The sequence below is a fragment of the Methylovorus mays genome, from assembly GCF_020531915.1.
GTDB classification, from domain to species: domain Bacteria; phylum Pseudomonadota; class Gammaproteobacteria; order Burkholderiales; family Methylophilaceae; genus Methylovorus; species Methylovorus mays.
On the sequence record NZ_JAJAVG010000007.1, the window covers coordinates 17,041 to 31,755 of the forward strand.

Here is a 14,715-nt window from a genome sequence, read left to right on the forward strand (position 1 = left end):
ACGGCGGCCTCAGCCGCCGTATTGACCAGCATTAGAATGCTCTGGAGATCGAAACGAAGAACTTGTCTTTGGCGATATCCGACTTGGATACCGTGTTTTCCAGACTCAGGAAGTTCTTGTAGGCATCAGGTTCATTGGTACCGGAGTAGAAGGCACCGACAGACCAGCCCTTGTCAAAGGTTTTGGTGACACCCGCCTTGTAGTAAGTGATGTCCAGACCGGTCGAGTTGTTGATCACTTGATGACCGACTTGACCTGACAGGTTCCAGGTTGGCATCACTTCATAGGCAGCATCCAGCTCGTAGAAGTACGAACCCTTGGTGCTACCAGTCACGCCTGCGCTGAGGTCGCCAGCAAAACCACCATTAACAGGAGAGTTGTTGGTGTTCCAGCCCCAGTATTCAGTGGCAGTAATACCGGTCTTGAATGTCAGCCATTGATAAGTCAGCGAGCCGTAGATTTCCAGCGTATTCAGGCGATTGGCCTTGGTGGTACCAGCTGGATAGATTGGTGGGTTGAAAGCAGAGTCTTCCCAGTCAGCACCAGGGTAGATGTAGTAGATGGCACCCACATCGTAGCCAACTTCAGTACTAGGAATGGTGTTGCGGAAACCAGCATAGATATCGGTTTCCAGATTGGCACCTGGCAGCCACTTATCAGACACATTCGATGCAAAGAAACCAGCATACAAACCAGACTTGTGGTCTGCCTCAACGCTCAGCTGAGCCGCTGGCTTGCCCCAGGTCTGTGATTGACCACGGAAGATGTAATCACTAACAAAGCCGATGGTGCTTGGAAAAGTCCAATCTGACTCGGCAGCAGGTGCGGCCGCTTCATCAGCAGCAAAAACAGGAGCAGCAAAGCCTGCAGCAAACATCAGCGCAACAAGGCTCTTTACAGGTGTATTCAACATCACAATCCCCTTATTTAATGAATGAATAGAGATAAAAAAACAAACGTCACAATCGCGTCTTGGGTTTGATAATCCTCCTTTAAAAAACATCGCACTATCCCATTTTGGCAAAATAGCCACACCAGCCTCAGACTGTCTCTTTTTTGCACAACCAGGCACGCCAGCCGCCGCACACCGAGATATCCACGGCGTTTTCGGTGGCATAGGCTTCACACAAAAAACCCTGCACCTGCGAGCCGTCTTCCAGCACCAGCGTGCCGAAGCCCAAGGGCGCAGGCACACTGGCGACAAAGGCACCGTAATGAGTGAGCGGCAATTGCCAGACTTCCAGTGCAATCGCCGAACCGCCCTCCGTCACCCGCAGCAGCCCGGGCCGCTCGGGGGTGAAGCCATTCAGCTTGAACAGCTTGTAATAAGGCGAGGTACGGGTTTTCTCGACGAATTCGCCGCCCAATGCCATCAGTTGCGGATTGAGTGGCAGGCCGCTCATGTGGGCGCCGCACACGGCGACTTTGATCATGGCGGTATTCATGTTTTTTTCACTCATGCGGATAGCTCCTTGCGGGTAAAAGGGGTGGCACCCAGCGTGCGGGCTGCGTCTTCCATACGGGCGGCGAGCTCCAGCAGGGCTTCGTCATGGAAAGCAGGCGCACACAGAGTGACGCCAAATGGCAGGCGGTTGGCCTGGAATCCCGTGGGCACGGCAATGGCCGACAGGTCCAGCAGGTTCATGAAATTGGTGTAATAGCCCAGGTTGGAATTGGTTTGTACCGGGTCGGCCTCGACTTCCGCAATCGTGTAAATGGTGCCCGCCGTCGGGGTGACGATGATGTCCAGGTCATCCCACACGGCGGCAGCCTTGCGTTGCAATGCTTTGAGCTGATAGCCGAAGCTGTAGGCATCGGCGGCGCTGAAGCGTGTCGCGCCGCTGATGATCTTGTGCGTGACCGGGTACAGCGCCTCCGGCTTGGCTTCGATGAATTCACGGATCGCGGCATAGCGTTCAGCCACCCATGGCCCTTCATACAGCAGGCGGGCGGTTTGCAAAAATACGGTGAAATCGATCTCCACCGCCACCCCGCCCAGCGCCACCAGTTTGGCAACGGCAGCGTCAAACAAGGCTGGCGTTTCCGCATTACCAAAAAACTGCAGCTGATCGGCACGCGGTACGCCAAAGCGGAAGCCATGCTCGGGCAAGGGCTTGCCTGCGGTGAGTACCTCGCGCGAATACGGGTCTTCAGCATCAAAGCCCTGGGCGACATCCAGCACACTGGCGGCATCCTGTGCCGTCAGCGCAAAGATGGACACGCAATCCAGCGTGCGGCAGGCGGGCACCACGCCACGGGTGCTAAGCAACCCGCAGCTGGGTTTGTGCCCAACCAGATTATTGAATGCTGCCGGCACGCGGCCTGAGCCTGCGGTATCCGTGCCCAGGCTGAAACTTGCCAGGCCCAGCGCCACCGACACGGCCGAACCTGAGCTGGAGCCCCCGGAAATATACTCCGGGTCTATGCTGTTATGGCAGGCGCCATACGGCGAGCGCACGCCCACCAGGCCAGTGGCAAACTGGTCCAGATTGGTTTTACCCAAGGGAATCGCCCCGGCATCGATCAGCCGCTGCACCACGGTGGCGTGCTGGTCTGGCGTGTACGCATACTCTGGGCAGGCGGCGGTGGTAGGTACCCCGGCGAGATCAATATTGTCCTTGATGGCAAACGGAATACCATACAGCGGCAGGCTGGCAGGGTCACGCCCTTCCAGCGCCTCGGCGTACGACAGCAGCTGCGCCAGCGGCAGGCGATGAATCCAGATGCGGTGCGGGTCTTCCGTACCCATGGCGGCATCCAGCTGCCGCACCAGTTGCGAGGGGGTGAGACTGCCTGTGCGGTATTGCTCGCGCAGGCTGGGGATTTGCAGATCGAATGTGGTCATGATTTATTCCGTTGCAATGGCAATGAGGGTCTGGCCGGCACTGACGGGCTTGCCCGGCTGGCACAACACATGGCTGATGGTTCCGGCTGAGGGGGCAACCACGGCGATTTCCATTTTCATGGATTCAATAATCACCAGCGTATCGCCCGCCGCGACCGTATCGCCCACATTCACCGCCACCTGCCACAGGTTGCCGGCCACATGGGCGGCCACGGCCCGGCAGTCGTCGGGCAGCGCGTCTTCCGCCACCGTGCTCGCTGCCGACTCATCATTGCTGTAATTGGCTTGACCGTTGGCAATCCAGCGCTCGCGCTCGGCATCAAATGCGGCTTGCTGGCGCTCCTTGAACGCGATCATGGTGGCGGCTTCAGCGGCAATCAGCGCGTTGTAATCCTTGAGGCGGAATACCTGCTCTTCCACCTTGAGCTTGAATTTGCCACGCGGGAAATCCTCGCGGATTTGCAGCAGTTCTTCCGCGCTGACCGGGTAAAAGCGGATCTGGTCAAAAAAGCGCAGCAGCCAGGGTTTGCCCTGCGGGAAGTCGGCCGTGGCACGCCAGCGGTTCCACATCTGCAGGGTGCGGCCGACAAACTGGTAACCGCCGGGGCCTTCCATGCCATACACGCACATATAGGCGCCGCCAATGCCCACGGCGTTTTCAGGCGTCCAGGTGCGGGCCGGGTTGTATTTGGTGGTCACCAGACGGTGGCGCGGATCCACCGGGGTGGCGACAGGCGCGCCCAGATAGACATCGCCCAGCCCCAGGGTGAGATAGCTCGCCTCGAACACGATGCGCTTCACATCCTCAATGCTATCGAGGCCGTTGATGCGACGGATGAACTCGATATTGCTGCCATGGCCGGAGGCCACATCGCACCACGGCGCATCCTTGCGCACCGATTGCATGTACTTTTCCACGGCGAGCTGGGTAGCCGCATCGTCCCAGGACAAAGGCAGGTGCACGATGCGGGTCGGCACTTCCATTTCGTCGATGGCAGGAAGTTGTGTTTCCAGGGTTTGCAAGGTGGTCAGCAACTGCTCCACCGGCAGGCGCAGGCTGTCGTAATGCACCTGCAGCGAACGTATGCCGGGCGTGAGATCAATAATGCCGGGTACGTTGGCCTGCTCCAGTGCCTGCATGAGGGCATGCACGCGGAAACGCAGGTTGAGGTCCAGCACCAGCGGGCCGTATTCCACCAGCAGGTATTTATCACCGGCCTGGCGGTATACCACGGCCACGCGCTCTGCCGTCTCAGGCAAGGTGGCCAGAATGGGGGTTGTGGTGTGGGCAAGGTCGGAGGCGGGCAAGGCCAGCGGCGCAGTGGCGGTCGCCAGATCAGCTAGCATGGCGTTTTGCGCGATTTCCAGCGCACGCGCCTGTGCTTGGGAGAGGCGCACAAAGCGCACCTTGTCGCCCGCTTTCAGCTGGCCCATTTTCCACAACTCAGCCTGCACGATGGTGGCCGGGCAGACAAAGCCGCCCAGGCTGGGGCCATCCGGCCCCAGAATCACCGGCATGTCGCCGGTAAAGTCCACACTGCCTATCGCATAGGCGTTGTCGTGGATGTTGGAGGGATGCAAGCCTGCCTCACCGCCATCCTGCCGCGCCCATTGCGGCTTGGGGCCAATGAGGCGGATGCCGGTAGTGTTGGAGTTGTAATGCACTTCCCAGTCGGTGGAGAAGAACATCGCAATATCGTCGTCGGTAAAGAAATCCGGCGCGCCATGCGGGCCATACAGCACACCGATCTGCCATTCATGCGTGTATTGCGGGCGCAGGGCGGGCGGAATCACGGTGACCGCGGTTTCCGCCGCAGCCAGCTTGCCCAGATGCAGTACATCACCTACGCGCAGGGCGCGGCCGCCATGGCCGCCAAACTGGCCCAGGGTAAAGGTGGATTTGCTGCCCAGGTAATCCGGCACATCAAAGCCGCCCTGCACTGCCAGATAAGCGCGGCACCCCAGGTCGCCCAGCTTGCCGATGGAGAGTGTGCTGCCCGCCTTGACGGCATGCGCCTGCCACAGGGCAAGCGGCTCGCCATCCAGTGTCAATGCCAGCGCGGGGCCAGTCACAGCAATCACGGTATCGGTATTGAATTTCAGCGTGGGGCCGATCAGGGTGATTTCCAGGCCCGCCATGCCTTCGGCGTTGCCCACCAGGCGATTGGCAAAGCGGAACGCCAGATGGTCCATGGGGCCGGAAGGCGGCACGCCGATATTCCAGTAGCCGGTACGGCCGGGGTAATCCTGTATGGTGCTCATGACGCCGCCATCCAGCACATCCAGCGTGTGCGGACGGTAAACAAAGCTGTTGAGGTAGCGCGTAGTCTGTTGCCCGGCCGGGAAAATGCTGTCGGCCAGCACCTGGCGCAGGTACTCAAGGTTGGTTTCAATCCCGGCGAGGCGGGTCTGATCGAGCGCGGTTTGCATGGAGTGCACCGCAGCAGCGCGGTCACAGGCATGCACCAGCACCTTGGCCAGCAAGGGGTCGTAATACGGCGAAACCTCGCTGCCCTGCTCTACCCAGGCATCCACCCGCACATCGGAGGGGAACACCACTTCGGTCAGCACGCCTGAACTGGGCTGGAACTGCTTGTTGGCATCTTCGGCATACACACGCACCTGAATGGCATGGCCCTGTGGCTGATGCTGATAGGCAGCGATAAAGTCGCGCTCGCCTGCGGCCAGGCGGATCATCCAGCCCACCAGATCCACTCCGCTTACCAGTTCGGTCACCCCATGCTCCACCTGCAGCCGGGTGTTGACCTCCAGAAAGTAAAAATCGCCGCTGGCATTGTCGTAGACAAACTCCACCGTGCCCGCCGAGCGATAGCCGATGGCACTGGCCAGGCGCACGGCGGTCGCGGCCAGCTGCTGACGTATCGCCTCGCTGATATTGGGCGCCGGGGTTTCTTCTATCACCTTCTGGTTGCGGCGCTGTACCGAACAATCGCGCTCGCCCAGCGCCACCACATGACCTGCGCCATCGCCAAAAATCTGCACTTCGATATGGCGGGCGGCTTCGACGTATTTTTCCAGATAAAGGCCGGATTCCTTGAAATTGGCGCGTGACAGGCGCTGCACCGAGGCAAAGGCTTCGGCCAGTTCCTCTTCGCCCCAGATCAGGCGCATGCCGATGCCACCGCCACCTGCCGTGCTCTTCAGCATCACCGGATAGCCGATGCGTGCGGCATGCGTGCGGGCTTCGGCGACATCTGCCAGCAGGCCGGTGCCCGGCAGCAGCGGTACGCCATTGGCCTCGGCCAGTGCGCGGGCGGTGTGCTTGAGCCCAAAGTCACGCATCTGTTGTGGCGTGGGGCCGATAAAGGCAATGCCTGCGGCTTCACAGGCTTCGGCAAAGCCGGGGTTTTCAGACAGAAAGCCATAGCCCGGATGGATGGCTTGTGCACCAGTCTGGTGCGCCGCTTGCAGGATGGCGGGAATATTCAGGTAACTCTCGGCGGCAGGTGCCGGGCCGACACAGACGGCCTCATCCGCCTCCAGCACATGGCGTGCACCGGCATCGGCTTCGGAATAGACGGCTACAGAGCGGACACCAAGCTGCTTGAGGGTACGAATGATGCGGCAAGCGATCTCGCCGCGGTTCGCAATAAGCACTTTTTGAAACATGACTAACCTTGTGCGGGCCGTCCCGCTGGGTATAGATCTCACCGGGCCGTCCCGGTGAGCGGTTGATTCAGTTGGCTGACACTAACTGACCGTTGTATCCGTCATTCTCTAGCAGGTTGCATGCCAGCTTCTGCGTGGTGGCCTAGACGGCATCCCATACCAGCAAGCGAACTGGCGTTGGGTTATAGGCATTGCAGGGGTTATTCAATTGCGGGCAATTGGAGATCAGCACCACCACATCCATTTCGGCGCGCATTTCCACGTATTTGCCCGCACCGGAGATGCCATCATCAAACTTGAGATGACCGTCGGCGGTCACCGGCACATTCATGAAGAAATTGATGTTGGCAGTGATGTCGCGCTTGCTCATGTGCCGGTGCATGGCACAGCCGCAATGGTTGAGCGCATGCATGAAACTGTCGCGGCAGCTGTGCATGGGGCGCTTTTCCAGGGCATAGCGCACGGTGTTGCTCTCGGCGGCACAGGCCCCTCCCAGGGTATCGTGGCGACCACAGGTATCCGCGGTGATGGTCAGCATGGGCCGGCCTTCGCTCGAATACAGTACCGAGCCGGTAGTCAGGTAAAGCTGGCGCTGGCGGGCAATGGTATCCACCGCGCTGTAGCGCTCTTCGGGATCAGCGGCGCTGTAAAAAAGCGTATCCACCGCCTGGTTGCCTTCCAGGTCCAGGATACGGAATATCTGGCCCTTTTTCACTTCGGCCATCCAGGGGTCCCCGGCATCGCATACCTGATCCAGCACGGCGTTGCGCGTATCCAATGGGCTTTCGGTCAGCATCTGGCTCATAGGTAATACCTTTCCGTGTTGATAAAGCCGCGGGCGTTTTGCTCGCATTGCGTGCGGCACACATCATCGGGTGCAGCGGCGCCGGCATACCAGGCAGACAGTTTCACGGCCGCCGGTTTGTATTCGGTAGCAGGGTCAAGCGGATGTGGCGCAGCGGATAGCACCAGCAGCACATTCATGTCGAAGCGCACATCCACATAATCGCCCGCCTTGCTATGCCCGGCGACAAAGCTCAGCGCACCGTTGTCATCCGGCACCGCCTTGCTGAAGAAATTGACATTGGCGACCAGATCGCGCTTGCCCATGCCATATTTCGCCAGCTCCACCAGCAGGCCATCCTTGCCGCTACGGTGCATGGCATTGCGGTGGGTCTGGAAGGTGGCCTTGCCATACTGGGCTTCGATCATGACGGCATCGGTCACGCCGCAGAAGGTATCGTGCCAGCCCACGCTATCGCCGACGATAGAGCACATGACGCGACCCATGTCGGAATAACACACATTGCCGGTGGTGAGGTACGCCGTATGCTGCGCCTTCAGCGAATCCGGCATGTTGTACCGTTCCAGCTTGTCTTCCGGGTTGTAAAACAGCGCGGCCAGGTTGGCCCCGCCTTCCAGATCGGTGATACGTAGCGCAGTGCCACGGCGTATCAGGCCCGACCAGTGATTGCCGCCGGGGATGGTTTCCTCCCACAGCACGGCAGCAGGTTCAAATACAGCACTCATGCTTTTGTCCTTGTCTTTTTTCCGCGTTATTGCCCCGCCTTGCGGGCCTTGGGCGTCATCGGATGTAACGGCGGGATAACCGCCCCCATCAGTTGCAGCTTGCCGGTAATCACGCCACGCAGCGCGATGATCTCATTCGCCACGGCCTGCACAGTGAGTGCCGGGCCTTGTACCAGTATCACTTCCATGGTCTGGTTATCGGCCAGATGCACGTGCAGCGAGCTGATGACTTCATCCAGATGCTGGTACTGCAAATCCGCAATGGTTTTTTGCAGGCCGCGCGTGCCATTGTTGTAAAGAATGGTGATGGTACCCACCATGACCTCGTTGCCTTTTTCACGCTTATGCTCGGCCAGATGCTGGCGCAGCATGTCGTTGATGGCTTGCGAGCGGCTTTCGAATCCACGCTCAATCACCATGGAATCAAGTTCCGCATGCAGTTCATCCGGCAAGGAGATACTGATGCGATTCACCGGTGCCTTTTTGTTTTTCTCGTTCATGTTTCCTCCTGTGTGACTTGCCGGTTTGGCGCGACTTAGGGCGCCATCATGGCAGACCGGGGCTGGCCTTGCAGCCTGCCCCGTCAACACCTTGGCTTAGAACATGTAGCTGTAACGATCAATTTCCCACTGGCTCACGGTCAGGTGGTAGGTTTCCCATTCCTGGCTCTTGTAGGTGACAAACTCGTCACGCAACTCCTTGCCCAGGGTTTTTTCTACCAGCGGATCCGCAGCAAATGCCTCAACCGCTTCCTGCAGGGTTTGCGGCAGGAATTGAATGCCACGGCCCATGCGCTCTTCTTCGCTGATGGCGTACAGGTTGTCTTCGTTCGGTGCACCTGGATCCAGCTGCTCGCGTATGCCTTCCAGCCCAGCGGCCAATGCCAGCGTGGCGGCCAGATAAGGGTTGACGGCGCCATCGGCATTGCGGGATTCACAACGACCGCCGCCCATGGGCACGCGTACCGAGTTGGTACGGTTGTTGGAGCCGTAGGAGTTGAACACCGGCGCCCAGCTGAAGTAGCTCATGGCACCGCGGCGCACCAGGCGCTTGTAGCTGTTGACCGTAGGCGCAAAGGCGGCGCACAGGGCCGGGCCGTGCTTGAGGATACCGGCAATGAACTGGTAGCCCAGCGTGGTCAGGCCCAGGCCACGTGGATCATCCTTGGGGTCGCAGGCAAACAGGTTCTTGCCGGTCTTGAGGTCGTACAGCGACATGTTGAAGTGCGCGCCGGTGCCAGTCTTGTCGGCAAACGGCTTGGGCATCATGGTGGCCAGCAGGCCCTCTTCCTTGGCGTAGTGCTTGGCCATGTAACGGAAGAAGGTGAAGCGGTCGCACATGGTCAGCGCATCGCTGTAGTTGAAGTCAAACTCGAACTGGCTGTTGCCATCTTCGTGGTCAAATGAATACAGATCCCAGCCGAGGTCGTTGATGGCGGTTGCCATCTTGTCCAGCCAGCCGAAGTTATCCATAAAGCCACGTACGTCGTAGCAAGGCTTGACCAGCTTGTCGTCGGGGTTAGGGATGGACAGCTTGCCATCGGCTTCCTGCTTCAAGAGGTAAATTTCGCACTCAATGCCGAGGTTCATGCCAAAGCCCATTTCAGCGGCCTGTGCCAGCACGTTTTTCAGTGCGACGCGGGTGTTCAGCGCATAGGGCTCGCCCTGAAAGCCATTGTCAGCCGGCATCCAGGCCACTTTTGGTTCCCATGGCAAGGGAATGATATGGTCCAGATCAGGAACCGAGGTCAGTTCATCATCGCTTGGTGCCTGGCCCAGGCCATCCAGCGCGTAGCCGGTGTAGCGCTCGGAGCCAGCGGCCATTTGTGGCAGGTGATCAATCGGCACCACCTTGGCCTTGGGCACGCCGTGGATATCCACGTAAGCGCCTATGCAATACTTGACGCCCTTGGCTTTGAGCTCGTTCTGGATCGTGGCAATTTCTGCAGTCGACTTCGACATATACATACCTTTCAATTAAATCGGATTAGGGTGCTGCGGTTTTGCTGTGCCGGGCCTGACGTCTCAGGCAGCGGCATGGCTGAAATAGGAATGGGGGAGCGGTGGCTGTTCGGCCTGACCGCGGCGTATCAATTCGGATAAATCCTCGACCATCCAGGCAAACCATTCCGCGCCTTTTTCGGCACTGGAAATGCTGGGCTGGCCGGTCACGCCATTCAGGCTGGTGCGATTCACCGGATGCGCAAACACCAGGTCATCGGTGCGGTCCGGATCATCGGCCAGCGTGAGTTTGTCGGTGCGCACGATATGCGGGGCTTTTTCCAGCATGAGCGAGGTTTCGGCATCGTTGGCATGCCAGTCATCGCCATCGGCATGGTGGAACTGCTTGACGCGCGGACTCATGGTGGCGGTATTGATCACGGCCACCATCATGTCGTCGTGCTCGCTGCGCAGCATTTCCAGCGCGCAACGCAGTGGCGCGGCGTTGGTGACATGGCTGTTGATGATAAAGAGGCGACGCACACCGCTGTGGTAAGCCCAGTCGCCAATCTCCTTCACCAGGTTGATCAGGGTGATGGGGCTCAGGGCGATGGTGCCGGGCCAGCGACGGCTATGCCCTACCGAGCAGCCGTAGGGCATGGTCGGCAGCATGGGCACGCCAGTGGTTTCCGCCACTTCTCGGCAAAGAATATCGGCCAGGATGTAATCCATGCCACAGCCCATGTGCGGGCCGTGCTGCTCGGTCGCGCCTATGGGCAGCATGGCAGTGCCGCTGGCCGCAGCCAGCTTGGCGGGGAGTTCATCCCAGGTGGTTTCAGACCATTGCATCGTCATTTCTTTACTCCACGTTATCGGCAACATTGACGAAGCGAATCATGCGACTGGGCACGGAGACCGCGTCTTCATCCACCGGCTCAGCGGGGGGATGAATCAGCTCCTCCAGCCGCGCCTTGGTGGCAATGAATTCAGGGGTGAACAATTGATCGGGGCTACGCGGACGCGGCACCGAGACCTCAATCAGCTCCTGCACTTCACCCGGATGCGCTTTCAGCACCAGAATGCGGTCTGCCAGCAGGATGGCTTCATCCAGATCGTGCGTGATGAACAGGATGGTGATGTCGATGTTGCGCCAGATCTCCAGCAGGTGCGTCTGCATCTTGCAGCGAGTCTGCGCATCCAGCGCGCCAAACGGTTCATCCATCAACAGGATACGCGGCTGGTTGACCAGGGCACGAGCGATGGCTACACGTTGCTTCATGCCGCCAGAAAGCTCATGCGGATAGGCATTGGCAAATTTTTCCAGGCCCACCAGTTCCAGCCACAGCGCAACTTCACGCGAGGCTTCTTCAGAGGGCATGCCATTCATTTCCAGGCCGAACATCACGTTCTTTTTCACGCTGAGCCATGGGAACAGGGTGTAGCCCTGAAACACCATGCCGCGATCGCGGCCGGGGCCGGTGACCGGCTTGCCATCCAGCAGCACTTCGCCGCTGGTGTAGCTCTCCAGGCCGGCCAGCGTGCGAATCAGGGTGGACTTGCCACAACCGGAAGGCCCGATGACGCAGACAAATTCCCGGCGATGCGTCTTGAAGCTGACATCCTTCAGCGCCGTGGTTTCGCCCTTGGCGCCGCGGTAGACCTTGGTCAGGTTTTTCACTTCCAGGATCACTTCGCGCTGTTTCAGCTTGTCGAAGCGCGCCTTGACGGCTTCGGACTGGGTCAGGTAACTGATTTGATCTGTATTTGCTTGCATGACGGCCTACTCCTTGTTCGCCGGTTTATCCCAGGGGAAGAGACGCTTGCCCAGGCGGGCCAGCACCATATCCGTCCCAAGACCGATAATGCCGATAATCAAAATAGCGGCGTACACGTTTTCAAAGTGCTCATAGCGTGCCTGCTGCGTGATGAACCAGGTGATGCCGGACGAGGTGCCGATCAGTTCGGCCACGATCAGATAAGTCCAGGCCCAGCCCAGCAGAATGCGCTGATCGCGATACAACTCGGGCAGCACGCCCGGGATCACGACATGGCGCAGCAGTTTCCAGCGACTGGTGCCCAGCGTCATGGCGGCCTCCAGCAGCGAATAATCCAGTTTGCGTGTGGTGTTGCTGATGATCAGCACCTGTTGAAAGAAGGTACCAATCACGATGATGGCAATCTTGGGGCCATCGTAAATACCGAGCACTGCCACGGCCAGGGCGCCAAACGCCGGGGCGGGCAGGTAGCGGAAAAACTCGATAAACGGTTCAAACAAACGCGATACTGCACTGTAGGTGCCCGCCAGGATGCCGAGCGGCACCCCGACCAGCGATGAGATGACAAAGCCCCAGAAAATCACCTGTATGCTTTGCCACAGGCTTTGGTGCAACCACAGGCCGTCGCGCTGCACCGGTGGTGTGGTGAAAGCGGTGTACAAGGCTTCCACCACTTTATGTGGAGGCGGCAGGTAAATGGGGTTGGAGGGCACGCCCAGCGGCAGTTGCTTGCCCTCCTCCTGCATGGTGGCCGTTTCTTCCTCGAAGGTCACTTTGTTGACCAGCATGTCGACCTGGAAATACTCCACGTCGCCCGGCGAAGTCACCTTCACCATGGGATGCCAGATAAACGGCACATAGCTGACCAGCGCCCACACCAGCAAAGGCAGTAGAAACGATGCAATTGCCAGGAATTTGCGACGCTCTGGCGTCAACTCCTGCCGCACTGCAAACCAATTGGAACCCATAACCTTCTCCCTGCGCCTGATAACGGATGACTTACTTGCTGACCAGCGTAGGATCAATCGCCTTGTTCAGGTCCTGCGGCTTCTTGTAGATCGCGTTTTTAACGTTGAAGTCATCCACAATCTTGGAAGAACCGTACAGCGACTTGAAGCCATCGGCCTTCACCATGATGGCCTTGCCTTCGTCCAGGGTGAGCAGACGGGTGCCCTTGAGCAATGGCAGGTAGGCTTCTGGCTTGATGCCCACGCGCGCAGCCATGATCTTCACGGCATCAGGCTGGGTTTTTGGGTCATTGATGTAATCCACCACCTTGGCCCAGACCTTCACGACTTTTTCCCAATCGGCACGGCGGCTGGAAAGGCTGGCAGGGCTGACGGTCAATACGTCGTAGATCAGGCCGGGTTCATCGGCAGAGGTGTAGATAGGCTTGGCACCGGGGACGCGCTTCATGGCTTCGCCAGAGTTAGGCTGCCATGCACCAATCGCCGCCAGGTCGCCGGAAGCCAGTGCTTGTGGGGTTTCGTTGGTAGGCGTATTGACCAGCGTTACGTCGCTTTCCTTGAGACCGGCTTTTTGCAGGCCATTCAGCAGCAGCAGGTGCTCAACCAGGCCAAGTTCCAGACCGATTTTCTTGCCTTTCAGGTCTTTCAGGCTCTTGATGCCCGGCTTGCCGACAATCATGTCGTTGCCATTGGAATAGTCGGTCACGATGATCATGACGTTTTTGGCACCACCGGCGGCGGTAACCAGGGCATCGCCATTGGTCACGGTGACGGCATCGATCTTGCCAGCGCTGAAGGCATTCATGGAGGCGGAATAATCAAACCAGTCAAACTTCACATCCACGCCGGCTTCCTTGAACCAGCCTTTTTCGATGGCCACCTGCCATGCCACCCAGCCCGGCCAGTCGCTATAGCCGATCTTGAGCGGTGCGGCGGCTTCGGCCGCCATGGTGAAACAGAAACCGGCAGCTAATACCGCCATGCGTGCAATGTTTTTAATGCCTGAAGATGGTAAAAGTGATATCACAATGGCTCTCCTGGTTAGTATTACGAAAATGAATTTCAGTAATACTAAAGCAACCACTATGCCACGACTGACCAACTTCCAATAAATACCTTCAAGTTATTGTTTTTATATACTTTCCTAATAAAATCATCCCGAATATCAACCCCTTTTCATTTTTGTCACGCAGCACCAAGTCCGTGCAAAAAAGGCAAAATGCACCAGATTTGATGCACATAGAAAGCAAAAGCCCCGACCAGGGTCGGGGCTATGTTCAAGGCTTTAAATAATCGAAATTGCGTTACATGCTGCTCAGATCGTCAATCGCATCCATTACCATGCCGGTGCCCACGGCGATCAGCAGAATATCTGCCGCCACACGCACATATTTGTACCCGGCAGGCGGCGCGCCCAGATCAACGATAATGCGCGGTGGCAAGTCGTAATACACGACATCCCTTGGCAATGGATAGCCTTTACGCCATTTGCGGGCTTGGCCTGGTGGCATGCAGCCGTTGTGTTTCTTCGCCAGTCCAGGTGGGCAATGACCACGGCGGAATTGTTCGCCATAGTAATCATGCACGATGGTGCGTTGCTGATCGCCAAAATACATGCCCACACGCACATCGCCGCCGTGGTGATCACGGTCGCCACCGCGGTCACCGCCCTTGTACGCACCGCGGTCACCACCTCGATCACCGCCGTCGGGACGCCCGCCTGGTCCGTCATTACCACGTCCGCCACGGTCCGGGCCGCCATGTTGCTGACCTTGTCCATTGCCATTGCCGTGGCCTGCTCCATCCGGCTTGCCAGCAAAGGCGGGGGCAGAGAGTGCCAGCCCGCCCATCAGACACAGGCATGCCGCCAGATTCGCTAATTTATTGTTTTGCATTGTGCTCTCCATGGATATCAAACCCCGATCTTTTTAGATTAACCTATTGATCCGCTTGTTATATTCACCACGCCTTTGCGGTCAGGCGTTGCTTCCTGCATTCCTACATGAGAATCAGCTTATGTCGGATAT

Annotated in this window: 13 protein-coding genes; all 13 read right to left on the reverse strand. The window is 58.4% G+C overall.

The features are described 5' to 3' along the window. Nucleotides 1-31: 31 nt before the first annotated feature. Complete coding sequence (locus LG203_RS08745; protein WP_230345422.1) at nt 32-913, reverse strand: TorF family putative porin; 882 nt, start codon at nt 911-913, stop codon at nt 32-34. A gap of 127 nt (nt 914-1,040) precedes the next feature. Further along, on the reverse strand, nt 1,041-1,460 hold the full coding sequence (locus tag LG203_RS08750) for an allophanate hydrolase-related protein (RefSeq protein WP_230345423.1): 420 nt from the start codon (nt 1,458-1,460) through the stop codon (nt 1,041-1,043). Beyond that, on the reverse strand, nt 1,457-2,845 hold the full coding sequence (gene atzF, locus LG203_RS08755) for an allophanate hydrolase (protein WP_230345424.1): 1,389 nt from the start codon (nt 2,843-2,845) through the stop codon (nt 1,457-1,459). Before atzF ends, LG203_RS08750 begins: the two co-directional genes overlap by 4 nt. 3 nt (nt 2,846-2,848) lie before the next feature. Further along, nucleotides 2,849-6,475 carry an urea carboxylase gene (gene uca, locus LG203_RS08760; RefSeq protein WP_230345425.1) on the reverse strand — a complete coding sequence of 1,209 codons (3,627 nt, stop codon included), beginning with the start codon at nt 6,473-6,475 and terminating at the stop codon, nt 2,849-2,851. Nucleotides 6,476-6,617: 142 nt separating this feature from the next. Beyond that, on the reverse strand, nt 6,618-7,280 hold the full coding sequence (locus tag LG203_RS08765; RefSeq protein ID WP_230345426.1) for an urea amidolyase associated protein UAAP2: 663 nt from the start codon (nt 7,278-7,280) through the stop codon (nt 6,618-6,620). After that, entirely contained in the window at nt 7,277-8,005 is a 729-nt protein-coding gene (locus LG203_RS08770; RefSeq protein ID WP_230345427.1) for an urea amidolyase associated protein UAAP1, read from the reverse strand. The genes LG203_RS08765 and LG203_RS08770 overlap by 4 nt, the downstream gene beginning before the upstream one ends. A gap of 26 nt (nt 8,006-8,031) precedes the next feature. Beyond that, nucleotides 8,032-8,505, reverse strand: coding sequence for a nickel-responsive transcriptional regulator NikR (gene nikR / locus LG203_RS08775; RefSeq protein ID WP_013441780.1), 474 nt, complete (start codon nt 8,503-8,505; stop codon nt 8,032-8,034). Nucleotides 8,506-8,601: 96 nt separating this feature from the next. Continuing rightward, nucleotides 8,602-9,966 (reverse strand): type III glutamate--ammonia ligase, encoded by a 1,365-nt coding sequence (glnT, locus tag LG203_RS08780; RefSeq protein WP_159355956.1) that lies wholly within the window; start codon nt 9,964-9,966, stop codon nt 8,602-8,604. Between the two features lie 63 nt (nt 9,967-10,029). Continuing rightward, nucleotides 10,030-10,800, reverse strand: coding sequence for a creatininase family protein (locus LG203_RS08785; RefSeq protein WP_328486812.1), 771 nt, complete (start codon nt 10,798-10,800; stop codon nt 10,030-10,032). 4 nt (nt 10,801-10,804) lie between these two features. After that, nucleotides 10,805-11,719: an ABC transporter ATP-binding protein gene (locus tag LG203_RS08790; RefSeq protein WP_230345429.1), complete on the reverse strand. Its 915-nt coding sequence runs from the start codon at nt 11,717-11,719 to the stop codon at nt 10,805-10,807. Between the two features lie 6 nt (nt 11,720-11,725). Then, nucleotides 11,726-12,688, reverse strand: coding sequence for an ABC transporter permease (locus LG203_RS08795; protein ID WP_230345430.1), 963 nt, complete (start codon nt 12,686-12,688; stop codon nt 11,726-11,728). Nucleotides 12,689-12,719: 31 nt separating this feature from the next. Further along, a complete protein-coding gene (locus LG203_RS08800; protein ID WP_049757276.1) occupies nt 12,720-13,670 on the reverse strand; it encodes an ABC transporter substrate-binding protein in 951 nt (316 codons plus the stop codon). A 322-nt stretch (nt 13,671-13,992) separates the two neighbouring features. Beyond that, on the reverse strand, nt 13,993-14,583 hold the full coding sequence (locus LG203_RS08805) for an RcnB family protein (RefSeq protein ID WP_230345431.1): 591 nt from the start codon (nt 14,581-14,583) through the stop codon (nt 13,993-13,995). Between the last annotated feature and the right edge of the window lie 132 nt (nt 14,584-14,715).

Bases quoted from the DNA above. Each gene is read 5' to 3' on its own strand.
- LG203_RS08765 (WP_230345426.1), bottom strand. From the start codon at position 7,280: ATGAGCCAGATGCTGACCGAAAGCCCATTGGATACGCGCAACGCCGTG.
- LG203_RS08770 (WP_230345427.1), bottom strand. From the start codon at position 8,005: ATGAGTGCTGTATTTGAACCTGCTGCCGTGCTGTGGGAGGAAACCATC.
- atzF (WP_230345424.1), bottom strand. From the start codon at position 2,845: ATGACCACATTCGATCTGCAAATCCCCAGCCTGCGCGAGCAATACCGC.
- nikR (WP_013441780.1), bottom strand. From the start codon at position 8,505: ATGAACGAGAAAAACAAAAAGGCACCGGTGAATCGCATCAGTATCTCC.
- LG203_RS08790 (WP_230345429.1), bottom strand. From the start codon at position 11,719: ATGCAAGCAAATACAGATCAAATCAGTTACCTGACCCAGTCCGAAGCC.
- LG203_RS08795 (WP_230345430.1), bottom strand. From the start codon at position 12,688: ATGGGTTCCAATTGGTTTGCAGTGCGGCAGGAGTTGACGCCAGAGCGT.
- LG203_RS08805 (WP_230345431.1), bottom strand. From the start codon at position 14,583: ATGCAAAACAATAAATTAGCGAATCTGGCGGCATGCCTGTGTCTGATG.
- LG203_RS08800 (WP_049757276.1), bottom strand. From the start codon at position 13,670: ATGGCGGTATTAGCTGCCGGTTTCTGTTTCACCATGGCGGCCGAAGCC.
- LG203_RS08750 (WP_230345423.1), bottom strand. From the start codon at position 1,460: ATGAGTGAAAAAAACATGAATACCGCCATGATCAAAGTCGCCGTGTGC.
- uca (WP_230345425.1), bottom strand. From the start codon at position 6,475: ATGTTTCAAAAAGTGCTTATTGCGAACCGCGGCGAGATCGCTTGCCGC.
- LG203_RS08785 (WP_328486812.1), bottom strand. From the start codon at position 10,800: ATGACGATGCAATGGTCTGAAACCACCTGGGATGAACTCCCCGCCAAG.
- glnT (WP_159355956.1), bottom strand. From the start codon at position 9,966: ATGTCGAAGTCGACTGCAGAAATTGCCACGATCCAGAACGAGCTCAAA.
- LG203_RS08745 (WP_230345422.1), bottom strand. From the start codon at position 913: ATGTTGAATACACCTGTAAAGAGCCTTGTTGCGCTGATGTTTGCTGCA.